At 72.9% G+C, this 24707-nt stretch carries 15 protein-coding genes; 5 read left to right on the top strand and 10 right to left on the bottom strand.

Features of this window, described 5'->3' with window-relative positions; translation table 11 throughout:
• Positions 1–9: 9 nt before the first annotated feature.
• The 3 genes from ACWDRW_RS04895 to ACWDRW_RS04905 all read right to left on the bottom strand — a co-directional run bounded on the left by ACWDRW_RS04895 (position 10) and on the right by ACWDRW_RS04905 (position 7773).
• The gene (locus tag ACWDRW_RS04895; protein ID WP_451720149.1) at positions 10–3630 is read right to left on the bottom strand and encodes a UvrD-helicase domain-containing protein; all 3621 of its coding nucleotides are present in this window, start codon (positions 3628–3630) and stop codon (positions 10–12) included.
• A 91-nt stretch (positions 3631–3721) separates the two neighbouring features.
• On the bottom strand, positions 3722–7087 hold the full coding sequence (locus ACWDRW_RS04900; RefSeq protein ID WP_451720152.1) for an ATP-dependent helicase: 3366 nt from the start codon (positions 7085–7087) through the stop codon (positions 3722–3724).
• A 257-nt stretch (positions 7088–7344) separates the two neighbouring features.
• Entirely contained in the window at positions 7345–7773 is a 429-nt protein-coding gene (locus tag ACWDRW_RS04905; RefSeq protein ID WP_451720155.1) for an MGMT family protein, read from the bottom strand.
• A 186-nt stretch (positions 7774–7959) separates the two neighbouring features.
• Here ACWDRW_RS04905 and ACWDRW_RS04910 point away from each other — a divergent pair, with 186 nt between their 5' ends.
• From ACWDRW_RS04910 to ACWDRW_RS04920, 3 genes are all read left to right on the top strand, one after another.
• Positions 7960–10785 carry a lysylphosphatidylglycerol synthase transmembrane domain-containing protein gene (locus ACWDRW_RS04910; protein WP_451720158.1) on the top strand — a complete coding sequence of 942 codons (2826 nt, stop codon included), beginning with the start codon at positions 7960–7962 and terminating at the stop codon, positions 10783–10785.
• A gap of 73 nt (positions 10786–10858) precedes the next feature.
• Positions 10859–12403 (top strand): alpha/beta hydrolase, encoded by a 1545-nt coding sequence (locus ACWDRW_RS04915; RefSeq protein ID WP_451720161.1) that lies wholly within the window; start codon positions 10859–10861, stop codon positions 12401–12403.
• A gap of 134 nt (positions 12404–12537) precedes the next feature.
• Positions 12538–14091 carry an alpha/beta hydrolase gene (locus ACWDRW_RS04920; protein WP_451720164.1) on the top strand — a complete coding sequence of 518 codons (1554 nt, stop codon included), beginning with the start codon at positions 12538–12540 and terminating at the stop codon, positions 14089–14091.
• A 62-nt stretch (positions 14092–14153) separates the two neighbouring features.
• On the opposite strand, the gene moeZ is transcribed toward ACWDRW_RS04920, so the two are convergent.
• The 7 genes from moeZ to ACWDRW_RS04955 all read right to left on the bottom strand — a co-directional run bounded on the left by moeZ (position 14154) and on the right by ACWDRW_RS04955 (position 23277).
• Positions 14154–15332 (bottom strand): adenylyltransferase/sulfurtransferase MoeZ, encoded by a 1179-nt coding sequence (moeZ, locus tag ACWDRW_RS04925; RefSeq protein ID WP_451720167.1) that lies wholly within the window; start codon positions 15330–15332, stop codon positions 14154–14156.
• 63 nt (positions 15333–15395) lie between these two features.
• Positions 15396–16145: a spherulation-specific family 4 protein gene (locus ACWDRW_RS04930; protein WP_451720170.1), complete on the bottom strand. Its 750-nt coding sequence runs from the start codon at positions 16143–16145 to the stop codon at positions 15396–15398.
• A 94-nt stretch (positions 16146–16239) separates the two neighbouring features.
• A complete protein-coding gene (locus tag ACWDRW_RS04935; RefSeq protein ID WP_451720173.1) occupies positions 16240–17199 on the bottom strand; it encodes an NAD-dependent epimerase/dehydratase family protein in 960 nt (319 codons plus the stop codon).
• A gap of 114 nt (positions 17200–17313) precedes the next feature.
• On the bottom strand, positions 17314–18738 hold the full coding sequence (locus ACWDRW_RS04940; protein WP_451720176.1) for a hypothetical protein: 1425 nt from the start codon (positions 18736–18738) through the stop codon (positions 17314–17316).
• Entirely contained in the window at positions 18735–20561 is a 1827-nt protein-coding gene (locus ACWDRW_RS04945; RefSeq protein WP_451720179.1) for a DUF3492 domain-containing protein, read from the bottom strand. The genes ACWDRW_RS04940 and ACWDRW_RS04945 overlap by 4 nt, the downstream gene beginning before the upstream one ends.
• Positions 20562–20762: 201 nt before the next feature.
• Positions 20763–22256, bottom strand: coding sequence for a DUF3152 domain-containing protein (locus tag ACWDRW_RS04950; RefSeq protein WP_451720182.1), 1494 nt, complete (start codon positions 22254–22256; stop codon positions 20763–20765).
• A gap of 7 nt (positions 22257–22263) precedes the next feature.
• Positions 22264–23277, bottom strand: coding sequence for an alpha/beta fold hydrolase (locus tag ACWDRW_RS04955; protein WP_451720185.1), 1014 nt, complete (start codon positions 23275–23277; stop codon positions 22264–22266).
• Positions 23278–23498: 221 nt separating this feature from the next.
• Here ACWDRW_RS04955 and ACWDRW_RS04960 point away from each other — a divergent pair, with 221 nt between their 5' ends.
• Both ACWDRW_RS04960 and ACWDRW_RS04965 read left to right on the top strand, forming a co-directional pair.
• Positions 23499–23723 (top strand): hypothetical protein, encoded by a 225-nt coding sequence (locus tag ACWDRW_RS04960; protein ID WP_451720188.1) that lies wholly within the window; start codon positions 23499–23501, stop codon positions 23721–23723.
• Between the two features lie 197 nt (positions 23724–23920).
• Positions 23921–24565: a TetR/AcrR family transcriptional regulator gene (locus ACWDRW_RS04965; RefSeq protein WP_451720191.1), complete on the top strand. Its 645-nt coding sequence runs from the start codon at positions 23921–23923 to the stop codon at positions 24563–24565.
• Positions 24566–24707: the final 142 nt, after the last annotated feature.

The following is a 24707-nucleotide window of genomic DNA, read 5'->3' on the forward strand; positions in this document are numbered from 1 at the left end:
GTCACGAGCCTATCGGCCCGCACCGACATCCTCGTTGGGCGGTTCGTCACACGACGGCTCCCCGGCCAGCAGCCGCTCCAGCGCCGCCCGGTCGGGGAGATCCTCGGGACGGACGACCTCACCGCCCCGGACGTAGAGGAAGGCGGCCGTCACCGACTCCAACGGCACCCCTTGCTGCTCCGCCCAGGCGAGCCGGTACACCGCGAGCTGGAGCGGGTCGGCGTCGTGGGCGCGGTTGGTCTTCCAGTCGACGATCTCGTACGTCGCCCGCTCGCCCTCGCCGTCCTTGTAGACGGCGTCGATCCGGCCCCGGACGACACGGCCCGCCAGGGTGAGCTGGAAGGGCGCCTCGACGCGGTACGGCGTGCGGTGGGCGTACTCGGTGCGCTCGAAGGCCTCCTTGAGCCCCTCCAGGTCGCGTTCGTCGGCGATCTCGGCCTCGCTGCCGGGCAGCTCGTCCGGCTCCAGCAGGGGCAGGGTCAGCGCCTCGAAGCGGGCCTCCACCCACGCGTGGAAGCGGGTGCCGCGGCGGGCCGCAGGCTGCGGCGGGCGGGGCATGGGGCGGGCCAGCTCCTGCGCCAGGCCGTCCGGGTCGGCGGCAAGGCGCAGCACCTGGGAGGCGGTCAGGGAGGCCGGCAGGGGGACCTCGGTGACGCTGTCCCGCGCGCGGAGGAGCTCTCCGGCGAGGGCGTCGAGGTCCCGGTCCCAGGAGGCGACGGTGCGAGCCTCCTCCGGAGTGAGGCGAGGGTGCGCGGGCTCCGGGTCGAGGCGCGGGTGCGCAGGCTCGGGACCGCGGCGCGTGCGCGCCGGTTCGGGCTCCGGGTGGAGGCGCGGGTGCGCAGGCTCGGGGCCGAGGCGCGTGTGCGCCGGTTCGGCCTCGGGTGGCGGCTGGTGAGGGACCGTGGGCGGCGGCGCCTGGTGGGGGACGGTGGGGCGGTCCGCGGTCCAGGAGTCCCAGTCGGTCGGGTCGTCCTCGAACGGGACCCCGTCACCCTCGTGCGCGATGTCGGCTTCGTCCGCGAAGGGGTCCTCGTCGAGGACGTCGTACGGAGCCTCCAGGTCCTCGTCGTCCGGCGGCGCGGGCCAGTCCGGGTCCTGCGCTGCCGAGGGGTGGGCGTCCACGTGCGAGGCGAGGTCCTCCAGGTGGGCGAGGACCGTCTCGGCGGCCGCCCTGCGGCGGGCCAGGGCGGCGTCGTCGAGGGGAAGCGGCCACACCTGGTCGGCGGCGGTCGCGTGGAGCGCGGGGTTCTCCTCGTCCTCCGCCGGCTCGTCCGCCCAGGCCTCGATCTCGCCGTACCCGGCCGCGCAGTGCTCGTAGAGGGCCTGGAGGAAGTCGGAGGGGCCGCGGGGCTTCTTCTGGCTCGGACCCCACCAGTGGCCGGAGCCGAGCAGCAGGGAGCGGGGGCGGGTGAAGGTGACGTAGCCGAGGCGGAGTTCCTCGGTGTGCTGGTGCTCCTTCATGGCCTCGTGGAAGGCCTTCAGGCCGCGTGAGTCCCAGCTCGCGACATCGGGCAGGGTGTCGGCGTCACCGCGCAGGGCGTGCGGCAGCACCTTGCCCTGGGAGGTCCACTTCTCGCGCCCCTGGGCGCTCGGGAAGGTGCCGGTGACCAGGCCCGGTACGGCGACGACGTCCCATTCGAGACCCTTGGACTTGTGCGCGGTGAGCACCTTGACGGTGTTCTCGCCGCCCGGGAGGGCGTTGTCGAGGCCCTTCTCGTACTGCGCGGCGGTGCGCAGGAAGCCGAGGAAGGCCAGCAGGCTCGCCTCGCCGTCGCCGGCGGCGAAGGAGGCGGCGATGTCCAGGAAGTTCGACAGGGTCTCGCGGCGGCGGGCCGCCAGGGCGTGCGGGGACGCCGACAGCTCGACCTCCAGGCCCGTGACGGCGAGGACGCGGTGCAGGACGTCCATCAGCGGGTCGGACAGCGAGCGGCGCAGGTCGCGCAGTTCGGTGGCCAGCCGGGCGAAGCGCACGCGCGCGTCCGGCGAGAAGGGCAGCCCGTCGTCGTCCCCCGCCCCGTCGAAGGGTGTCTCCAGGAACGTGTCGAGGGCGTCCGCGAGGGAGACCACCTCGGCGGGATCCACGCCCTCGACGGCCTCGGCGAGCCGGCGGTCCGGGTCGTCGTCGCCGTCCACGCGCGCGTGGAACACCAGACGCCGGGCGCGGCGGCCCAGGAGGGCGAGGTCGCGCGGGCCGATGCGCCAGCGCGGGCCGGTCAGCAGGCGCACCAGGGAGGCGTTGGCGCCGGGGTCCTGGAGGACCTCGCAGACGGCGACCAGGTCGGCGATCTCGGGCAGGTGGAGCAGCCCGGACAGCCCCACCACCTCGACGGGGACGTCCCGGGCGACCAGCGCGCCCTGGATCTCGGCGAAGTCGGTGGCCGTACGGCACAGGACGGCGATCTCGCCGGGCGCCTTGCCGCTGTTCACGAGGTGGGCCACGGAGTCGGCGATCCAGTCGATCTCCTCGGCGTGGGTGCGCAGCAGCGCGCAGCGTACCGTGCCGTCGCGCTCGGCGCCCGGGGCCGGGCGGAGCGCCTCCACGCCCGCGTGCAGGGCGCGCAGGGGCTCGGCGAGGCCGTTGGCGAGGTCGAGGAGGCGGCCGCCGCTGCGGCGGTTCTCGCTGAGGGCCTGCCGGGTGGCCGGGCGGCCGTCGGCGCGCGCGAAGTGCTCGGGGAAGTCGTCCAGGTTGGCCACGGACGCCCCGCGCCAGCCGTAGATCGCCTGGCAGGGGTCGCCGACGGCGGTCACCGGATGGCCGGTACCGGCGCCGAACAGCCCCGCCAGCAGGACCCGTTGGGCGACCGAGGTGTCCTGGTACTCGTCGAGGAGGACCACCCGGAACTCCTCGCGCAGAACGCGCCCCACCTCGGGAATCCCGGCGAGCCGGGCCGACAGGGCGATCTGGTCGCCGAAGTCGAGCAGGTCGCGCTCGCGCTTGGCGGCGCGGTAACGGACCACGAGGTCGGCCAGTTCACGGCGCGCGGCGGCCGTCTCGGGGATCTTGCGCAGATCGGCGTTGGTGAGCTTGACGCCCCGCAGCGTCAGCAGCAGCTCGGCGTCGTGGGCGCGCAGGGCCTCGGGGCGTACGAGGTGTTCGGCGAGTTCGGCGTCGAGCGCGAGGAGGTCGCTGACCAGGTCGGCGAAGGAGCGGGTGAGTGCCGGGTACGGGCCCGGGGCCTCGCGCAGCACCCGCGCGGCCAGCTGGTAGCGGCTGGCGTCGGCGAGCAGCCGGGAGGTCGGTTCGAGGCCGATGCGCAGGCCGTGGTCGGTCAGCAGGCGCCCCGCGAAGGCGTGGTACGTGGAGATCACGGGTTCGCCCGGCGGGTGGTCCGGGTCGATGACGTCGGGGTCGGTGACGCCCGCCTTGACCAGCGCCTTGCGGACCCGCTCGGCGAGCTCTCCCGCGGCCTTGTTGGTGAAGGTCAGGCCGAGGACCTGCTCGGGGGCCACCTGGCCGGTGCCGACCAGCCACACCACGCGCGCGGCCATCACCGTGGTCTTGCCCGACCCGGCTCCGGCCACGATCACCTGCGGGGCGGGCGGCGCGATGATGCAGGCCGTCTGCTCCGGGGTGAAGGGGATGCCGAGGAGCTCCTTGAGCTGCTCGGGATCGGTGATGCGTGGTGACACCTCAGAGAGGCTAGCCGCGGCCACTGACAGCGGTGGCCGAATCGACTGTCGGGAAGGAGGAAGCGCAGGTCAGCACCTGTGGTGCCGTGCGTCACTCCACCACGTGCCGCCCCTCGGGACGTGCGCTGCACGAGGCGCGGAACGCGCAGTGGGCGCAGTGCTGCCCGGCCGTCGGCGTGAACCGCTCGTCGAGGACCTTGCCGGCGGCGGTGGCCAGCAAGTCGCCGACCCACTCGCCTTCGAGCGGCTCCTGGGCCTGCACCTTGGGCAGGGTCTCCCCGCCGTCCCGCTTGGCCGCGCCCTGGCGCAGGTGGACGAGTTCGGCGCCGCCCGGCTCGGGGCGCTCGCCGTCGAAGGCCTCGTCCACGGCGCCCTCGCGGACGGCGAGCTGGTAGACGGCGAGCTGCGGGTGGCGGGCCACCTCCGCGGCGGTCGGAGCGTGCTTGCCGGTCTTGAAGTCGACGACGTAGGCGCGGCCTTCGCCGTCGGCCTCGACGCGGTCCATCTGACCGCGGATGCGGACCTCGTAGTCGCCCGCTTCGAGGGTGACGTCGAAGTCGTGCTCGCTCGTGACGGGCGTACGGCCGGCGCGTTCCGTGACATGCCACGTCAGGAAGCGTTCGAGCGCCACGCGCGCGTGCTCCTTCTCCTGCGCCGACTTCCACGGCGCGTCGAAGGCGAGCGCGTTCCACACGGAGTCCAGGCGCTCCATGAGGACGGCGAGGTCGGCCGGGGTGTGCCCGGAGGCGACCTCGTCGGCGAGGACGTGCACGACGTTGCCGAAGCCCTGGGCGACGGTAGCGGGCGCGTCCGCCTTCACCTCACGGCCCAGGAACCACTGCAGGGCGCAGGTGTTGGCGAGCTGGTCGAGGGCGCTGCCGGAGAGGACGACGGGCTGGTCGCGGTCGCGCAGCGGAACCTTGCTCTCCGTCGGCTCGAACATGCCCCACCAGCGGTAGGGGTGGGCCGACGGGACCAGGGGGCGGCCGTCGTCGGTGAGCGCGGCGAGCCGGGCCAGACGGCGGGCGGCCGCCTCCCTGAGGGCGTCGGACACGCGCGGGTCGACGGTCGTGGCGCGCAGCTCGGCCACCAGCGCCGCGACCGACAGCGGGCGCCGGGGCCGGCCCGTCACGTCCTTGGGTTCGACGCCGAGTTCGGTCAGGAAGCGGGAGGGCTGGTCGCCGTCGTCCGCGGGGGCTTTCACCGCGGTGACGACGAGGCGTTCCCGCGCGCGGGTGGCGGCCACGTAGAACAGACGGCGCTCCTCGGCGAGCAGCGCGCCGGGGGTGAGGGGTTCGGCGAGTCCGTCACGGCCGATCCGGTCGGCCTCCAGCAGGGAGCCGCGGCGGCGCAGGTCGGGCCACAGGCCCTCCTGGACCCCGGCGACGACGACCAGCCGCCATTCCAAACCCTTGGAGCGGTGCGCGGTCATCAAGCGGACGGCGTCGGGGCGCAGGGCGCGCCGGGTGAGGGTGTCGGCGGCGATGTCCTCGGCCTCGATCTCCGCCAGGAAGTTCAGGGCGCCCGTGCCGCCGGTGCGCTCCTCGGCGCGGGCGGCGGTCGCGAACAGCGCGCACACGGCGTCCAGGTCGCGGTCGGCGTTGCGGCCCGCCGCGCCGCCGCGCCGGGCGGCCCGCTCCAGGCGCGTGGGCCACGGCGTGCCCTCCCACAGGTCCCAGAGCGCCTCCTCGGCCGTACCACCGCCGGCGAGGCGCTCGCGGGCCTTGCGCAGCAGCGCGCCGAGCCGCTGCGCGCCACGCGCGTACGCGGGGTCGTGCGCGACCAGCCGCTCCGGCTCGGCCAGCGCCCGCGCGAGCAGGTCGTCCGAGGGCGCCGGCAGGGCGACTCCGGCGGCCCGCTCCTCGTCGCGCAGGGCGCGTCCGAGACGGCGCAGATCGGCCGCGTCCATGCCGGCGAGGGGGGAGGAAAGGAGGGTCAGAGCGGTCTCGGTGTCGAGCCAGCATCCGCCGTCGGCCACCCGCTCGTCCTGCCGCGCCTCCAGGGACTCCTCCAAGGGCTCCTGGGCGTCCTGTACGGCCGTACGCCCGCCCTCGCTGCCCCGCGCCTCCGCCTCCGCGACCGCCCGCAGGGCCGTCAGCAGGGGTGCCACCGCCGGCTCGTGGCGCAGGGCCAGGTCGTCGCCGTCGATGTCCAGGGGGACCCCGGCGGCCGTGAGCGCGCGGCGGACCGTCGGAATGGTGCGGGAGCCCGCGCGGACCAGGACGGCCATCTCACGCCACGGGACGCCGTCCTCCAGGTGGGCCCGGCGCAGGATGTCGGCGATGTTGTCCACCTCGGTGCCGGGCGTCGGGTACGTGTACACCTCGACCCGGCCGCCGTCCCGGACCGGAGCGAGTTCACGGTGGGCACGGACCTTGTCGGCCGGGAGCCGGGTCAGCGGCATCCGCTGGGTCAGCAGCCGGGTCGCGGCCAGCAAGGCGCCGCCGGAGCGGCGGGAGGTACGCAGCACCGCGACGGGCGCCGGGCGGCCGTCCGCGCGCGGGAAGTCCCGCGGGAACTCCAGGATGCCGCCCACGTCGGCGCCCCGGAACGCGTAGATCGACTGGTCCGGGTCGCCGAAGGCGACCAGGGTGCGACCGCCGCCGGCGAGCGCGTGCAGCAGCCGTACCTGGGCGGGGTCGGTGTCCTGGTACTCGTCGACGAAGACGGCGTCGTACCGGTCGGCGAGCTGCCGGGCGACCTCGGGGCGGTGAGCGAGCAGTACCGCGCGGTGGACGAGTTCGGCGTAGTCGAGCACGCCCTGGAGGTCGAGGACGTCGAGGTACTCCGCGAGGAAGGCGGCCGCGGCCCGCCAGTCGGGGCGGCCGATCCGGCGGGCGAAGGCGTCCAGCGCCTCGGGGCCGAGGCCCAGTTCGCGGCTGCGGGCGAGGACCGCCCGGACCTCGTCGGCGAAGCCACGTGTGGTCAGGCAGGCGCGCAGTTCGTCGGGCCAGCGCACATGGGCGAGGCCGAGCCGCTCCAGGTCCGGCTGGCCCGCGAGCAGTTCGCGTACGGCGACGTCCTGCTCGGGCCCCGACAGCAGCCGCAGCGGCTCCACGAACAGCTCGCTGTCCTGGTGGGCGCGGACCAGGGCGTAGCAGAACGAATGGAAGGTGGTCGCCTGCGGGGCACGCGCGGCGCCCGTGCGCAGAGCCATGCGGTCGCGCAGCTCGACGGCCGCCTTACGGCTGAACGTCAGCACCAGGATGCGCGCGGGGTCGCCGCCACGGGCGATCCGGCGGGCCACGGACTCCACCAGCGTGGTGGTCTTCCCGGTGCCCGGACCTGCGAGAACGAGCAGCGGGCCGGTGCCGTGGTCAACCACGGAGCGCTGTGTGGCGTCCAGACGAGGGGGGTCCACCCTCGCCGGCGGGGTACGGACCAGTCGGTAAGCGCCACGACTCCCCTGCCGCACCTGGGGGTGCGGCAGGCGCCTGGTGGAGGAAGAGGAGCTCACGTGGTTCGCCGGTCCTGGTGGGTGTGCTGGTTGAGTGGCCACCGCGTGTGGAGGGCGGTGGCGGCGGGATGAGGGGGACGCGTTCAGCCGACGCTACGCCGACGGATCCAGCGGAAGCAGGGCTTCCGATTCATCCCTCGGGGCGCACACGTCACCTGCGTCCCTCGACTCACGAACGTACGTCATGCCACGGACGTGCCCTTCTTCCCCCGTACGGATCACAGGTCACACGGCGGCCGGTCGGATGGCGGAAGCTGTCAGGTGTGACCTTCCGCGCGTTCGTCGCCGTCCCATCGCGCCCGTCTCATGTCGAGGCGTGGCAGGTGCCCCTCGGTCGACCGGCCGGCCTCCTTCAGGGGCGTGCCCTCCGCGCGATAGTGCCCGAGCGCCCGCAGTTCATGGCCCGGGAGCAGCGCGCCGTCCGCGCGGACGACCCGCCACCACGGCACGGCCCCGCCGTACAGGGCCATCACGCGGCCGACCTGTCTCGGGCCGCCCTCCTGAAGCCACTCGGCGACGTCGCCGTAGGTCATGACGCGTCCGGGCGGGATCAGTTCGGCGACCTCGAGGACCCGCTCGGCGTACTCGGGCAGCGCGTCCGCGTGCTCCGGGCGGGCATCCGGGTACTCCGGGCGGGCGTCCGGGTACTCCGGGCGGGCGTCCTCCGGCAGGCTCTCCTCGCTCATCCGCCCCATCCTGCCCCACCCCACCGACAATGTGACGGGCCCGCGACGGTGCGTGGCCCTCGCCCCCGGGCGGCGCTTCCGGCAGACTGTGCGCCCCCGCACCTGCACCCTGACGCCCCCGCGTGTCGGTGGGGCATGCCACCATCATGCGGGCGGTGACCGTTGATACGAGATCAAGAAGAGACGATGAAGCAGCAGGGTGTGCACCCCGAGGATGCGGAGAGCACCTCTGAGGCTTCGTCGCGCCCGGACGCCGCCGAGGGCACCCCAGGCGCCTCCGAGGGCACTCCCGGTGTCTCCGAGGACGCGCAGGGCGCCGCCACCGACCGGAAGGGCGGGGACACGAACGACGCGGACAAGCCCGTCGGGCAGGTTCCCGAACCGGACCCCGACGAGGTGTACACCGAGGAGGTGGAGGGCGACGAACCGCTGCTCCCCGCGCGCGTGCACCGCCCCTCCGACCTCATGCGCCTGCTGGTGGGCGTGCTCGCGGTGGCCGTGCTGCTCGCCGTCGCCGCCTTCGCGCACGGCACCACCTCGGGCCTCGAACAGGACATCAACAAGGGCACCGGACAGGCGCCCGACCTTCTCATCAAGATCGCGGGGCTGGCCTCCAGCATCGCGATCCTGCTCGTCCCGGTCGCCTTCGCGATCGAACGGCTGATCAAACGCGACGGGCTGCGCATCGCCGACGGCGTGCTCGCGGCTGTCCTCGCGCACGGTGTGACGCTCGCCACCGACCTCTGGGTCGCCGAGGCCGCGCCCGACTCGATCCAGGAGGCGCTCACCCAGCCCTCCCCCGGCGACATCGCGGCGCTCACCGACCCTGTGCACGGCTACCTGGCCCCGGTCATCGCGTACATGACCGCCGTCGGCATGTCCCGCCGACCCAGATGGCGCGCCGTGCTGTGGATCGTGCTGCTGCTCGACGCCTTCTCGATGCTCGTCACGGGGTACACCACCCCGTTCTCGATCATCCTGACAGTGCTGATCGGCTGGACGGTGGCCTACGGCACGCTGTACGCGGTCGGCTCCCCCAACGTCCGGCCCACCGGCCGGACGCTGATGGCGGGCCTGCGGACCGTCGGATTCCGCCCGGTGAGCGCGGCCCGCGACGAGACCGGGGACCACGGCGACAGCGGCGACCGCGGCCGACGCTACTTCGTCACCCTGGAGGACGGCCCACCGCTGGACGTCACGGTGGTCGACCGTGAACAGCAGGCGCAGGGCTTCTTCTACCGTGTCTGGCGCAATCTGACCCTGCGCGGCATCGCCACCCGCCGCAGCCTGCAGTCGCTGCGCCAGGCCCTGGAGCAGGAGGCGCTGCTCGCCTACGCGGCCATCGCGGCCGGCGCCAACGCGCCCAAGCTGATCGCGACCTCCGAGCTCGGCCCCGACGCGGTGATGCTGGTCTACGAGCACAGCGGCGGACGCACGCTGGACTCGCTCGCGGACGAGGAGATCACCGACGAACTGCTGCACAACACCTGGCACCAGGTGCGGGCGCTGCAGTCCCGCCGGATCGCGCACCGCAGGCTCGCGGGTGACGCGATTCTGGTGGATCGTTCCGGCACGGTGATCCTCACCGATCTGCGCGGCGGCGAGATCGCGGCCGGCGAACTGCTGCTGCGCATGGACATCGCCCAGCTCGTGACCACGCTCGGGCTCCGGGTGGGCGCCGAGCGCGCCGTCGCCTCCGCGGTCGCCGTCCTCGGCCCCGACACGGTGGCCGACTGCCTGCCGATGCTCCAGCCCATCGCGCTGACGCGCTCCACGCGCGCGACGCTGCGCCGACTGGCCCGGGAGCGGGCGGAACGCGAGCGCGAGGCGGTCCTGGAGGCCTCCCGGCAGGCCAAGCACGCGCGCGCGGAGGCCGCTTCGGAGAAGGCGGAGGAGGCTTCCGGGACGCCCGTAGTGCTGGAGAAGGCCGCCAAAAAGGCCGTACGCGCGCAGGCGCGGGCCGAGAAGCGGGCCATCGACGAGGCCATCGAGGAAGCCCGCGAGGAGGATCTGCTCACCCAGATCCGGCACGAGGTGCTGTTGATCAGGCCGCAGGCGCCGGTCGAGCCGGCCCGTCTGGAGCGGGTCCGGCCGCGCACGCTGATCAGTTTCATCGCCGGCGCGATCGGCGCGTACTTCCTGCTGACCCAGCTCACCCACATCGAGTTCGGTCCGCTCGTCGCCAACGCCGAGTGGGGCTGGGTCGCCGCGGCCGTGCTGTTCTCGGCGGCCAGCTACTTCGCGGCGGCGATGGCACTGCTCGGGTTCGTGCCGGAGCGGGTGCCGTTCATGCGGACCGTGGGGGCGCAGGTCGCCGGATCCTTCGTGAAGATCGTCGCGCCCGCCGCGGTGGGCGGTGTGGCCCTCAACACGCGCTTCCTGCAACGCTCGGGCGTACGGCCGGGGCTCGCGGTGGCGAGTGTGGGCGCGAGCCAGTTGTTCGGGCTCGGCTGCCACATCCTGATGCTGCTGTCCTTCGGTTATCTGACCGGTACGGAGAAGACGCCGTCGCTGTCGCCGTCCCGGACGGTCATCGCGGGTCTGCTGACGGTCGCGGTGCTGATGCTCGTGGTGACCTCGGTGCCGTTCCTGCGCAAGTTCGTCGTCACGCGCGTGCGGTCACTTTTCGCGGGCGTGGTGCCGCGCATGCTCGACGTGCTCCAGCGGCCCCAGAAGCTGATCACGGGCATCGGCGGCATGCTGCTGCTGACGGCGTGCTTCGTGATGTGCCTGGACGCGTCGATCCGCGCGTTCGGCGACGAGCAGACGTCGATCAGCATCGCCAGCGTCGCCGTCGTCTTCCTCGCGGGCAACGCGCTCGGCTCGGCCGCCCCGACACCGGGCGGTGTGGGCGCGGTCGAGGCCACGCTGACGGTCGGTCTGATCGCCGTCGGCCTGCCCAGCGAGGTCGCCGCTCCCTCGGTCCTGCTGTTCCGGCTGCTGACCCTGTGGCTGCCCGTCCTGCCGGGCTGGCTGGCCTTCAACCAGCTCACCCGCAAGGGCGCGCTGTAGCGACGGGCACGGCCCGTACCTCGTACGGCCCGTGCCCCGAGCGTCCCGTCGTGCGCGACCGCAGGATGGGATCATGCCGAACCCCTCCCGCCTGCGCACCGCCGTCCTCGCCGCCACCGCCCTGCTGCTCTCCTCGCTGCTGGCGGGGTGCTCCGACGACTCCCAGGACGAGGATCTGACGGCCCAGAAGCTGAGCTGGAAGGACTGCCCGGCCCCCTCCCAGGCGGAGGGCGGCGGCAACCCACCCTCTCCGCTGCCGAACGGCGACGAGTGGCAGTGCGCCACCATGAAGGCGCCCTTGAACTGGGACGAGCCCGAAGGGGACACGATCGGCCTCGCGCTGATCCGCGCGGAGGCAAGCGGCGACGACAGCCGGCGCATCGGCTCGCTCCTGTTCAACTTCGGCGGCCCCGGCGGCTCGGGCGTCACCACGCTGCCCGCCTTCGGCGAGGACTACGCCACCTTGCGCACCCGGTACGACCTGGTCAGCTTCGACCCGCGCGGGGTCGGCCGCAGCGCACCCGTGCGGTGCGAGAACGACCAGCAGCTCGACGCCTACTTCCAGCAGGACGCGACTCCCGACGACGCCGCCGAGCGCACCGAGCTGCTGGACAACACCAAGGAGTTCAACGCGGCCTGCGAGAAGAACTCCGAGAAGATGCTGCCGCGGGTACGGACCACCGACGCCGCCCGCGACATGGACCTGATGCGCCAGGTCCTCGGCGACGACAAGCTGCACTACTTCGGCATCTCCTACGGCACCGAACTCGGCGGCGTGTACGCGCATCTGTTCCCCCGGCGCGTCGGCCGTGCGGTCTTCGACGCGGTCGTCGACCCGACGCAGACCCCCGAACAGGGCTCGCTCGGTCAGGCCAAGGGCTTCCAGCGGGCGCTCGACAACTTCGCCGAGGACTGCACCTCACAGGTCGAGGACTGCCCGATCGGCGACAGCGCGCAGGACGTGAAGGACCGTATCGCCGCGCTGCTGACGGAGCTCGACCGCACACCGCTGCCGGGCATCTTCCCGCGCGACCTGACCCAGACCGCCGCCACCAACGGCATCGCGCAGGCCCTGTACTCCCAGGACTTCTGGCCGTACCTCACCGAGGGCCTGCAGCAGGCGTACGACGGTGACGGCAGGATCCTGATGCTGCTGTCCGACTCCATGAACGGCCGCAGCGAGAACGGCGAGTACAGCAACATCACCGCGGCCAACGTGTCCATCAACTGCGCCGACGACAAGCCGCGCTACACCGCCGAGTTCGTCGAGTCGAAGCTGCCGGAATTCCGGCGGGCCTCGGCCCTCTTCGGCGACTTCCTCGCCTGGGGCATGATCAGCTGCACCGACTGGCCCGTGACCGGCGCCGCCGATCACCCCGACGTGAGCGCCCCCGGATCGGCGCCGATCCTCGTCGTGGGCAACACCGGCGACCCGGCCACCCCGTACGAGGGCGCCCGGAAGATGGTGGAGGCGCTGGGCGAGGGGGTGGGCGTCGAGCTGACGTACAAGGGGCAGGGGCACGGGGCCTACGACAGCAAGAACAAGTGCGTGCAGAACGCGGTGGACGGCTATCTCCTGGACGGAAAGGTGCCCGCGGCCGGCACCGTCTGTTCCTGACACCTGCGCAACCCTTCACAAAACCGCAGGTCAGAGGGTTATCCACAGGCCGGAGCAGGGCACGTGGACTCCGCCTACTATGGCCTGACCGCCATCCGCTGCACGGCGCGGACGGCATACGAGGGGGTAGGCACATGGCGCGTTTCGTACGGTGGGCGGCTCTGACGGCCGCCACCGCACTCCTGGTGACGGGGTGCAGCTCGGGAGACGACGAAGGCGGTGACGGCAAGGGCGGCGAGAAGAGCGGCAGCAAGAGCCCGTCAGCCGCTTCCTCCGACGCGGCGGCGCCGCTGCCCGCCCACCTGACCTCGCAGAAGCTCGACTGGGATGAGTGCGAGGCCACCGAGGACTCCGCCGCACCGGGCGGTGACTGGCAGTGCGCGACGCTCGAGGTGCCGCTGGACTGGGCACGGCCCGAGGGCGAGACGCTCGGGATCGCGCTGATCCGCGCCGAGGCGACCGGCGACGACCGCATCGGCTCGCTGCTGTTCAACTTCGGCGGCCCGGGCGGCTCGGGGGTGTCGATGATGCCCTACTACGCTTCCACCGCGTCCGCCCTGCGCGAGCGCTACGACCTGGTGAGTTTCGACCCGCGCGGGGTCGCCGCCAGCGAGGGCGTGCGCTGTCGCAGCGACAAGGAGATCCAGGCCGCCGAGGCCGTGGACGCCACCCCGGACACCGCGGCCGAGGAGACGGCGTACCTCAAGGACGCCGCCGCCTTCGGCAAGGGCTGCGAAAAGGCGGCGGGGCCGCTGCTGGCCCACGTCTCGACCACCGACACCGCCCGCGACATGGACCTGATGCGCCAGGTCCTCGGCGACGACAAGCTGCACTACTTCGGCATCTCCTACGGCACCGAACTCGGCGGCGTGTACGCCCACTTGTTCCCCGAGAAGGTGGGCCGACTGGTCCTCGACGCGGTCGTCGACCCCTCCGCCGACACCGTGGCCCACGCCAAGAACCAGGCCCGGGGGTTCCAGCGGGCGCTGAACAACTACCTGAAGTCCACCGGGCAGGACCCGCAGGAGGGCACGCGGAAGATCGCGGACCTGCTGAAGCGGATCGACGCGGACCCGCTGCCGACGTCCTCGGAGCGCGAGCTCACGCAGACGCTGGCCGTCACCGGCATCGTGCTGCCCCTGTACAGCGAGTCCAGCTGGCCGACGCTGACCAGCGCGCTGGAGGCGGCGGAGTCGGGCGACGGCTCGGAGCTGCTGACGCTGGCCGACGGCTACAACGAGCGTGACGCGTCCGGGCGTTACGGCACGACGACCCACTCGCAGCGCGTCATATCGTGCTTGGACGCCAAGCAGCGGCCGACCGCCGAGGAGACGAAGAAGCTGCTGCCCGAGTTCGAGAAGATCTCGCCGGTGTTCGGCACCTTCCTGGGCTGGGACACGGCCGGCTGGTGCCACGACTGGCCGGTACCCGGTCAGCACGACACCGCGGAGGTGAGCGCGCCGGGCGCGGAGCCGGTCCTGGTGGTCGGCAACACCGGCGACCCGGCGACCCCCTACGAGGGCGCCCGGAAGATGGCGGACGAACTGGGCGAGGACGTCGGTGTGGTCCTGACCTGGAAGGGCGAGGGCCACGGCGCCTACGGCAGCGGCAGCGACTGCGTCGACTCCACGGTGGACGACTACCTGCTGTCGGGCACGGTCCCGAAGGACGGCAAGGTCTGCTCCTGACGACGTCGGGGGCCGCGCGCACCCCTGGTGCACACGGCCCCCGACGCGAGGGAGACCTGAGGTCAGTAGACCGGCTTGTGCGGTTCGATCTGGTTGACCCAGCCGATCACGCCGCCGCCGACGTGGACGGCGTCGGAGAAGCCCGCGGACTTCAGGACCGCGAGGACCTCGGCACTGCGGACACCCGTCTTGCAGTGCAGGACGATCTTCTTGTCCTGCGGCAGGCCCTCCAGGGCGGTGCCCATGAGGAACTCGTTCTTGGGGATCAGCTTGGCGCCGGGGATCGAGACGATCTCGTACTCGTTGATCTCACGGACGTCGATGATCTCGAGGTTCTCGCCGTCGTCGATCCACTCCTTGAGCTGCTTGGGAGTGATCGTCGAGCCGGCCGCCGCCTCCTGGGCCTCCTCGGAGACGACGCCGCAGAAGGCCTCGTAGTCGATGAGCTCGGTGACGGTCGGGTTCTCGCCGCAGACCGCGCAGTTCGGGTCCTTGCGGACCTTGACCTGACGGTACTGCATCTCCAGGGCGTCGTAGATCATCAGACGGCCGACCAGGGGCTCACCCGTGCCGGTGAGGACCTTGATGGCCTCGGTGACCTGGATGGAGCCGATCGAGGCGCACAGGACGCCGAGGACGCCGCCCTCGGCGCAGGAGGGGACCATGCCCGGCGGCGGGGGCTCCGGGTAGAGGCAGCGGTAGCAGGGACCGTGCTCCGACCAGAAGACCGAGGCCTGGCCGTCGAAGCGGTAGATCGAACCCCAGACGTACGGCTTGTTCAGCAGCACACAGGCGTCGTTCACCAGGTAGCGCGTGGCGAAGTTGTCCGTGCCGTCGACGATCAGGTCGTACTGGCTGAAGATGTCCATCACGTTGTCGGCCTCGAGCCGCTCCTCGTGAAGGATCACATTCACGTACGGGTTGATGCCGAGGACGGAGTCACGGGCGGACTCGGCCTTGGACCGACCGATGTCGGCCTGGCTGTGGATGATCTGCCGCTGCAGGTTCGACTCGTCGACCTCGTCGAACTCCACGATGCCGAGGGTGCCGACGCCCGCGGCGGCCAGGTACATCAGCGCGGGCGAGCCGAGGCCGCCGGCGCCCACACAGAGCACCTTGGCGTTCTTCAGCCGCTTCTGCCCGTCCATCCCCACGTCGGGGATGATCAGGTGGCGGGAGTACCTGCGGACCTCGTCTACGGTGAGCTCAGAGGCTGGCTCGACCAGGGGTGGCAGCGACACGGGGGCTCCGTTGGTCGGTTCATCACTACGGTTGTTCTCTCCGTAACAGTGCCATGGCCTTTTTCATTCCGAGACACCTGTTCCGATCCGCGAGACGATTTCGTCCCAGTAGCCGGGCATGGTCTCCCAGGGATCGGTCCGGCCGCCGTCGTCCGTACGGTCCGTGAACCAGATCGTGGCGGCCCCCTGCCAGCGGGCGACCCGCAGCGCCTCCTCCAGATGGCCGCGGGGCAGGCCGTGGACGAAGTGGCAGAAGCGGTCGGGCGGATACTCGGCCGTCCACTCCGCCACCTGCGACCAGCGGTAGTCGCTCCACGGGCCGGAGAAGGTGACCAGTTGGTCGGCGTGCTCGGCATAACCCGGGTAGGGGTGGGTGCCGTGGCCGAGGACGATGTGGGCGTCGTCACGCAGCGCGCGCAGTGCGGTGATCGTGCGCCGCACCTCGGCGAGCGCTGTCCGCTCCGTGGGACAGCGGTCCACCAGGAAGCCGTCGACCTGGTACCAGTCGAGGTAGCGGTGGGCCTCGGAGATCACCTCCCCGAAGGCACTGGCGCCGTAGGTGGTGTCCAGCCGGCCGAGGACCCGGACCCCGGCGGTGCGCAGCCGGGCCGCCGCCTGGAGGCAGTGCGGGTCGGGGCGGCTGCCGGGACCGTCGGCGACGTCGAGGGCGGCCCAGTGGACGGGGGTGCCGGGACGGGTGAGTTCGGCCCACTCGGCCGGGGCGACGAGCGGGTGCGCGAAACCGGGCACACCGAGACCGGTCCGCAGATCGGTGTGGGCGGTGCCGAGTTCGATGCTGGTCAGCCGCGACATCCCGCCTCCGTCCTAGTCCCGGTTCGCGTGCCGGTGCCGGGCAGGCGCGGCATGCCGCCCCCGCCCCTCGTCCCAGTGCTGACGCTGGCGCTGGTCAGATGCGGCATGCCGCCTCCATCCAGATGTCGGCGAGTGATTCCTCGAGGTTGATCCGGGGGCGCCAGCCGAGTCGGTCGCGCGCGGTGCGCACGTCGGCCTGCTGCCAGCTGCCGCAGCCGTCCGGGTACGGGTAGGCGACGGGGGCGGCGTGGTCCGAATCGGTGCGGGGGTGGCCGATGGACGCCCGCAGCGGTCCTGGAGGGCCGTCGAGTTCGTGGAGGGCGCCGCCGTACCCGGCCACGCGGGCGAGGATCGCGGCGGCGTCGCGCAACCGGACGGCGCGGCCGGAGCCGATGTTGATGACGCCCTGCGCGGCGGAGAGGGAGGCCGCGTGGACGGCGCGGGCGACATCGCGTACGTCGACGAAGTCGCGCTGGGCGCCGAGCCCGCCGAGCTTGAGCTCGCCGTCGCCGGACTGCATCGCGCGGCGCATCGCCTCGGCGAGCCGGCCGAGCGGCGATCCGGCGGGGGTGCCGGGGCCCGCCGGGGAGAAGACGCGCAGCACCACGGCGTCCAGGCCGGAGCCGAGGACGAGTTCGGTGGCGGCGAGTTTGCTCACGCCGTACGGCCCGCCGGGGCGGGGGACGGCGTCCTCGGCCGTGGAGGAGCCGGGCTGGCTGGGGCCGTACTCGGCGCCGCAGCCGATCTGCACCAGACGCGCTCCGCAGCCGCTGCGGCGCAGCGCCTCGCAGACGGTGGCGACGGCGACGGTGTTGTGACGGGTGAGTTCACGGGCCCCGCCGCGGGTGGCACCGGCGCAGTTGACGACCACGCCCGGGTGGACCGCGTCGAGGAAGCGGGTGAGGGCGCCGGGGCTGCCGGACGCGAGGTCGAAGCGGACGTCGGCGTCGTCGCCGCGGCCGAGGGCGGTGAGCTGGACGGCGGGGTCGGCGAGCAGGCGGTCGGCGACGAAGCGGCCCAGGTAGCCGTTGGCTCCGATCAGCAGGACTCTCATCGCGCGGCTCCCGGGGCCGAGGTCTCGGGTCGGGAGGTGATCATGTGCGGTTCTCCTTCGAAGGGTTGGTCGGGAGGCTCGGCGCGGGGAGGGAGCCCGCGCTCGCTCGCCGGGTCAGCACGGCGCGTCCGGCGTGGCGTGGGCCGAGGCCCGGGTGAGGGTGCGGGAGGAATGGACGATCAGGGTCAGTGCGCCCGTCCCGCAGACGAGCGCGGGGACGGCCCCCGAGCCCCACGCGCTGACGAGGGACTCCACGGGGCCGGCCAGGAAGCCGCACCCGGGCAGACGGGCGGCGAACACCGAGGCGAGGGCACCGGCCTCGGCGGCCGCCGCGACGGCGAGCACGGCCGCGGGGGCGTGGGTGAAGCCGTGGGCGGCGAGGAGGCGGGCGAGCAGCAGGAGGGCGCCCAGCGAGAGGACCTGGGCGGGGGCGGCGGGCTCGTCCAGGGTGACGGCGGACAGGGCCAGCAGGGCGGTGAGGGAGCCCAGGAACAATGCGAACACGCCGAGCAGCAGGGGCTGTACGGAGGTGGCGTACTCCTGCAGGCCCCGGCTGGCCGCGAGTCTGCGGCGGGCGCGGACGGCGAAGAGGTGGGCACACCAGGCGGCGGGGGCGCAGGCGAGGGCGAGGGCCAGGACCGCGGCGGTGGCCAGGGGCCAGCCGTCGTCGGGCGACCCGGTGGGCAGGGTGTCGGGGCCGCCGGAGAGGGCCGAGCGGAGCAGTCCGTCGCCCAGGGCCGCGTAGGCGATCAGCCAGCAGACCCAGACGGCGGTGGGGCGCCGGCCGCGGTCCGCGCCGCGCAGGGGTCCGCGCGACAGGGCCGCGCGCACCGCCCCGGCCACGGCCACGGTGCCCACGACGGCGACGGCCAGGCGCGCCTGCCCGTCGGTGTGCCGCAGTGCGGTGACGGCGGCGGCGCACAGGACTCCGGGAAGCAGGGTGAGTACGGCCCAGTCGGCCCGCGCGCGGGGAGGCGCCGGGGTCGTGGTGGGCGCCTCGGTGTCCCGGTCGCGGGGCACGCGCGCGTAGATCTCCTCCGCGAGGGAGAAGACGTCCCGGTGCCGGAAGCGGGCCGCGGTGCGGTCGGTGACACCGTGCGCCTCCAGTCCGGCGGCGATCTCCAGGGGGTCCACGGCCCGTTCGCACAGCTCGCGATGACGATGCATCAGCGCCTTCACGGGGTCCACGGCGGTTCGGCGCGCGGGCGCGGAGGCCTGGCGCGTCCGCTCCACCGAGGGCGCACAACCCGGCGCGTCCGCCCCGGGGGCGGGTGAATCCGGTACGCCGTATTCCAGTACGAGGGAATCCGGCCCGCCCGACTCCGGCGCCGAGAACTCCGACTCCGGCGACTCCCCTACGACCGGCTTTCGTACCCCTGACTCCCCTACGACCGGCTTCCGTACGTCCGGCTTCCGCACGTCCGACTCCCCCACCCCCGAGCCGTCCGTCTCCGCCCCCAGCCACCCCTGCGACCGCGCGTCCCAGCCCCCGGGGCTGGTCGGAGTGCCGGGGTGGTCCAGTTCGCCGAGTCCGCTCATCGCGCTCCCTCCGCGGCCACGTGGGGAGTGGCCCGTACAGGCGGGCCCGCGGCCCAAGCGGGTCCGCCGGGTCCGCCGGGCCCACCGCGACCGATCAGCCGCGCGACAGGACCCGTCCAGCGGCCGGGTACATGCGCCTCGGCGGGGACGGCGAACGGCAGGGGCTCGCCGGTCTCGTCGAGGACGACCCGGCGCACCGGGCAGCGCGCGACGATCTCCAGGTAAATGCCGTGAAATGCCGCGATGTTCTGCTCGACGGTGAAGAGTTCCAGGGCACGCGCGCGTGCCGCCGCGCCCAGGCGCGCACGGCGCTCGGGGTCGCGCAGCAGCGCCACGCACGCCTCCGCGAGAGCCCGCGGGTTGCGCGGGGGCACGACGAGCCCGGTGCCGCCGATGACCTCGACCACCGCCCCGACGTCCGTGGACACCGTGGCACGGCCGCAGAACATGGCCTCGACCAGACTGATCGGGAACCCCTCGACGACGCTGGACAGGACGGTCAGGGCGCCCGCGGCGTACGCCTCGGCGAGCGTCGGCAGCTCCGGACCGCCGATCTCCTCGAAGGAGACCGGGTTGTCGCCGACGGTGTGCAGCCCGTCCGCCTCGTCGGGGAAGAGCTGCGCGGCCAGCGCCTTGCAGTGGCCGAGATAGGCCTCGCCCTCGGCACCGGCGGGGGCGCCTACGACGCGCAGCCGTGTCTTCGGCTCCTCCTTGCGGATCTCGGCGAAGGCGTGGAGCAGGGACACCAGGTCCTTGGCGGGTTCCACCCGGCCGACCCAGACAACGGTGTCCGGGTCCGCGCCCTGTGGCGCCTCGCCGACCTCCGCGAACCGGGAGGCGTCCATCCCGGGGTAGACGGTGCGCAGCTTGGCGCGGTCGGCGCCGCAGTGCTCCTGCCAGCGGCGGGCATGGGCGTTGCCGGGGGTGACGATCTCGGCCCGGCCGTAGATCTCGGCGGCGAGCCGGCCGTGGAAGGCTGCGAGCAGCGCCCGTACGGCGGGCGGGGCGTCGGAGGCCGCCAGGTAGTGCGAACGCAGCCGCACGCCGTACTCCGTCACCAGCAGGGGCACGCCGGAGAAGTGCCGGGCGAGCAGCCCCGGCAGGGCCGCCGTGCCGCCGGATGCGGCGTGACAGAGGTCGACCTCGCCCAGGCCGTCGTCCTCGTACCAGTCGAGCGAGAGGGGGCGCAGCGCGCGTTCCAGGTGCGCGGCGACGGTGAGCAGATCAGGCACGCGCGCCTCGCGCGCCGTACGAAGGGCGCCCGGCGCACGACAGGCGCGCTCCAGCGCCCGTACGGCGGTCTCGGAGCGGAGTGCGTCCGCCAGGCCGCCCTCGTCGCGGGCGAGCTCGGCGAGCCCGTACAGGGCACTGCCGAAACGGTCCGCCACATCATCGGACGGGGCCGCGGACGACACACCCGCGGCCGCGACACCCCCGAACGACGCACCCCCGGACAACGCACCCGCGGACAACGCACCGGCGGACGACGCACCCTCGCGAGCCGCGACAGCATCCGCACGCCCGTCATCGGCTCCGGCGCACAACGCCCCCACCAGTGCGCCGTAATGCTCCACGAAACGCCGGCGCGCCCGCCGCCCGAACACCGCCCCGTCATCGGGGGCGCTCCACAGCGGCGCCGTCCGCACCCGCCTGACCTGCGACGGCAACGGAACCCAGCCCTCGTCCTCCTGGCGCTCGCTGCGACTGAGCGCGTAGACGTCGAACTCGTGCTGCCCGAGCCCGCGCACGAGCCGGTCGCACCAGAGCCTGGCGTCACCGCTCACATACGGATAGCCACCCTCCGTAAGCAGTCCGATCCGCACGAGTGCACCCCCGATCTCCCGTAAGGGGAGCCGCCGTTGGGCCGGCGGCTCGCAGCGGGACGAACGTATGCGGACAAGGCGGTGGCGCGACGGACGGTTGTCCATCGCGCCACCAAAAGGGGTGAACGGTCGTAACTTTCCCGCGCGGGTAACGTTCGGTCGCGCTACGGGATCAAGCGATCACGCTTCGTCAGGAGGCGGCTAGCTCCCCGGGTAGGCCCAGGGGTTGGGACGGCAGCTGATCCCGTCGTGGTCCAGGAACTTGGTCTGCTGCTGCATGACCGGCGCGAGGTCGCCGTCCTTGTCGCAGGTGACGTGGCTGAAGCCGAGCCGGTGGCCGACCTCGTGGTTGATCAGCATCTGCCGGTAGGCGTGGATCTCGTCGCCGTACGTCTCCGCCCCCTGCGCCCACCGATAGGCGTTGATCATCACCCGCTCGGTGGCGGCCGAGTCGCAGGAGACGTTGTCCACGGTGGTGTCCAGGCCCGACTTGGCGCACCACTCGGCGGTGGTCCCCGGGCTGGCCAGAGTGATCACGAAATCGGGCTTGCCCGAGTAGACACGCTCGAAGGTTCGGGCGCCGTTGTGCGCCCAGCTCCGGTCGTCGTTCAGCGTCTTCTGCACGGCCTGCGCGAACAGCTCGCCGTCCAGGCCGAGCCCTTGCTCCACGTCCACGCGGTAGGTGAACTTCTGCCCCTTGCCGGGCGCCTTGTCGACACCCTTCACCGCGTCGAACTCCCCCGAGCCGTCGAGCGTGGCGCTGAGCTCGTACCTCTGGCCGATCTTCTGTTCGTACGTCAGCGGCACCACCGCCGGCTCGGACGGCGTCGGCCGCCCGTCGCTCCGCGAGGCGGGGTCACGCGCGTCCCGCGCCTGGTCGGTGGCGGCCTGCGGCTGTACGTCGGCGTCGTCGCCGCGGGACGTGACCTGCCCGGCGACCACGACCGCGAGCACGGTGGTGACGGCGGCGGCCGCGATACCGGCGAAGGCGCGCCCCTTGGAGCCCTTGCCCACGGCGGGTGCACCCGTTGGCGGCGCATCGTCGTACCCCGTCCGGCTGGGAACACCGGCACCATCGGCGGACCAGTCGGTGACGGAGGCGTACGGATCGGCGGAGGTACGGGGCGTGAAGACGTCGACGTCCGCACCGAAGGCGTCGAGATACTCCTGCCGGGGTCCGCTCCTGAGCCCGGCGGGCCGCGGACGCGGTATCCCGACCCCCGCCGGTTCGGCACCCGGCGCCACCGGCCCGCGCCTCAACTCCCCCCAGCCACCACCGCGTTCACGCTGCTCGGGGTGCCCCCCACGCACCGGCGGGAAGCCGTGCGCGGGCGTCCCGTCGGGAAGGCGAGGGCTGCCATGAGCGGGGGTCCCGTCCGCCAACCGTGGAAAACCATGCGCCGGAGTCCCCTCGGGCAACCGAGGAAACCCATGCGCCGCAGTCCCGTCCGGCAACCGGGGAACCCCGCGCGCGGGTGTCCCATCGGGAAGCAGCGGAAGACCATGAGCCGGGGTCCCGTCCGCCAACCGAGGAAACCCATGCGCCGCAGTCCCGTCCGGCAACCGGGGGCCCCCGCGCGCGGGCGTCCCGTCAGGGGGACGGGGAATCGGCTGCGGGGCCGGAGTGCCGCGCCGGGCGGCGGCGTCGCCCTTGGGGGCCTTGGGCGCGGGCCCGCGCCGGCTGTGGCGTCCCACGCGCGCCTCAGCTCCCCGTGGTCTCGGTCAGGGTTCCTCTGTCCTCGGGGACGGCATCGGCACCGCCCTCGCTCTCCGCGAGCAGTTCACGGAAGGCCCGGGCCACCACGTCCGGGTACTCCATCATCGCCACGTGTCCCGCGTCCGGCAGGGTCAGCAGCCGGGAGTCGCGGAACGCGCGGGCCGCCCGCTGCGCCATGCGGTAGCCGACGAGCTGGTCCCGCCCGCCGTAGACGAGGAGCGTCGGGGCGAGGACCCGCTCGGCCTGGCGCCAGAGGGCGTGCTGGCCGCCGAGTGTGTAGGCGTTGACGATGCCCCGCGCGGAGCGCGCCATCGCGTCCCAGAAGTACGGCAGTCGCAGCCGCCGCTCCATCTCCTCGACGGCGTTGCGGAACCCTTCGGGGGTCACCCGCCCGGGGTCGCCGTAACAGAGCGCCATCACCCCGCGGACCCGCTGCTCCGCCGACCACTCGCGGGTGATCCGGGTGAAGAGCGTGGCCACTCCGGGCAGCGCCAGCAGCGCGGTCGGCACGGCGGTGCGCTGGACGAGGATCTCCGGAAGGGCGGGCGACACGAGCGTGAGGGTACGGACGAGATCGGGCCGTACGGCGGCGACGCGCGTGGCGACCGCGCCACCGAGCGAATTGCCGAAGAGATGGACGGGGCCGCGCCCCGAGGCGTCGAGATAACGGATCACCGCCCGTGCGTGGGCGGTGATCGAGTAGTCGCCGTCGTCCGGCGGCGGCGAGTCCCCGAAGCCGGGCAGGTCAACCGCCTCGCCGTCGACGACGGCCTCCAGTTGGAGCATCAGCTCCGACCAGTTCTGCGACGAACCGCCGAGTCCATGGACGAACAGCGCGGGCGGCAGCCCTTCGCGGGCCGGCGGCCTGGACCGTACCGTCAGGGTGATCCCCGGCAGCCCGACCGAGCGCAGCCGCTCGCCCTCCGCGACCCTGACGGGCGTTACCTTCGGCAGGACGTTGGCCGCCGGTGCGGCGGACGGCAGCTCGGTCGAAGACATGCGGCAATGTTACGAGACGATCACGCAGTGGTTCATGTGTTCGCCGTCACAAGAGGGCCGTGTGTCCCCGTGGTTGACGCTACGGGGGCGGGTGCGCGGGGAGTGACGTCACGGACGCGGATCGCATAGCGTCCGAATCGGGTGTCTCCTAACCTCATACAGAGGGCACCCGGATGTGGCCCCTGCTTTCCCCAGGGACGTTCGAAGGAAGGGAGCCCACCATGGCCGTAGACCCCACCGACCCCGAGACGTTCGAGGCCGAGGAGACCGAGGAAGCCGAGGAGTTCGACGTCGAGGCGCCGCCGGCGGACGCCGCCGAGCAGCACGCCGACATCGCGCCGAACCGCGACGACCCGCTGACCGACCTCAACCAGGACCGCGCCAACGTCGCCGACCTGGCGGAACAGGCCCGGGTCGTCTCGCACGACGAGGACGACTATCGGTGACCGGTGATGCCGAAGGGCACCACTGAGCAGAAGGGAGGCCGGTTTTTGCCCCGCTCACCCGGCTTTGAAACCTTCCGCACGGCTTTCGTCACCGTCCGGTCCGTGAAATTCTGCGCTCGCACCGCGCACACCCGGGTTACCGAAAAGTACGATGGCGGCGCGGCGCACACCGCATGTGGACGACTTTGGGAGGCGGCGTGACAGCCATCGAGCAGACAGAGGCGGCACGCCCGCGAGGGACGCGCCTGCCGCGCCGTGCCCGACGCAATCAGCTGCTGGGCGCCGCGCAGGAGGTCTTCGTGGCGCAGGGCTACCACGCGGCCGCGATGGACGACATCGCCGAGCGGGCCGGCGTCAGCAAGCCCGTGCTCTACCAGCACTTCCCGGGCAAGCTCGACCTCTATCTCGCCCTGCTGGACCAGCACTGCGAGTCGTTGATCCAGTCGGTACGCAACGCGCTCGCGTCGACGACGGACAACAAGCAGCGCGTCCGCGCGACCATGGACGCCTACTTCGCCTACGTCGAGGACGACGGCGGCGCCTTCCGGCTGGTCTTCGAGTCGGACCTGACCAACGAGCCCGCCGTGCGCGAGCGCGTGGACAAGGTCACGAACGAGTGCGCCGAGGCGATCTGCGACGTCATCGCCGAGGACACGGGCCTGTCCCGCGCGGAGTCGATGCTGCTGGCCTCCGGACTCGGCGGCCTCGCCCAGGTCGTGGCCCGCTCGTGGCTGCACAGCGACCGCAGCGTCCCGCGCGACCAGGCGGTGCAGCTGCTGACCTCGCTCGCCTGGCGGGGCATCGCGGGCTTCCCGCTGCACGGGACCGACCAGCACCACTGAGAAGCGGCTCCCCGACGTTCTGTTCCCACCCGGTGTTCGCTCCTGGCGTTCCCGGGCGGAGCGTGTACGTCCCCTCACCGGGCTAATGTGTGCTGGGTACGGCGCGGACTGTCGCGCACTTCACTGACCGTCGGAGGGACAT

The organism is Streptomyces sp. NPDC003635 (genome assembly GCF_053587635.1).

What these genes read in the sequence shown, in the direction of transcription:
- ACWDRW_RS04930 (WP_451720170.1), bottom strand. Translation starts at nt 16,145, where the DNA reads ATGTCGCGGCTGACCAGCATCGAACTCGGCACCGCCCACACCGATCTG.
- ACWDRW_RS04960 (WP_451720188.1), top strand. Translation starts at nt 23,499, where the DNA reads ATGGCCGTAGACCCCACCGACCCCGAGACGTTCGAGGCCGAGGAGACC.
- ACWDRW_RS04935 (WP_451720173.1), bottom strand. Translation starts at nt 17,199, where the DNA reads ATGAGAGTCCTGCTGATCGGAGCCAACGGCTACCTGGGCCGCTTCGTC.
- ACWDRW_RS04940 (WP_451720176.1), bottom strand. Translation starts at nt 18,738, where the DNA reads ATGAGCGGACTCGGCGAACTGGACCACCCCGGCACTCCGACCAGCCCC.
- ACWDRW_RS04910 (WP_451720158.1), top strand. Translation starts at nt 7,960, where the DNA reads ATGAAGCAGCAGGGTGTGCACCCCGAGGATGCGGAGAGCACCTCTGAG.
- ACWDRW_RS04955 (WP_451720185.1), bottom strand. Translation starts at nt 23,277, where the DNA reads ATGTCTTCGACCGAGCTGCCGTCCGCCGCACCGGCGGCCAACGTCCTG.
- ACWDRW_RS04920 (WP_451720164.1), top strand. Translation starts at nt 12,538, where the DNA reads ATGGCGCGTTTCGTACGGTGGGCGGCTCTGACGGCCGCCACCGCACTC.
- ACWDRW_RS04915 (WP_451720161.1), top strand. Translation starts at nt 10,859, where the DNA reads ATGCCGAACCCCTCCCGCCTGCGCACCGCCGTCCTCGCCGCCACCGCC.
- ACWDRW_RS04905 (WP_451720155.1), bottom strand. Translation starts at nt 7,773, where the DNA reads ATGAGCGAGGAGAGCCTGCCGGAGGACGCCCGCCCGGAGTACCCGGAC.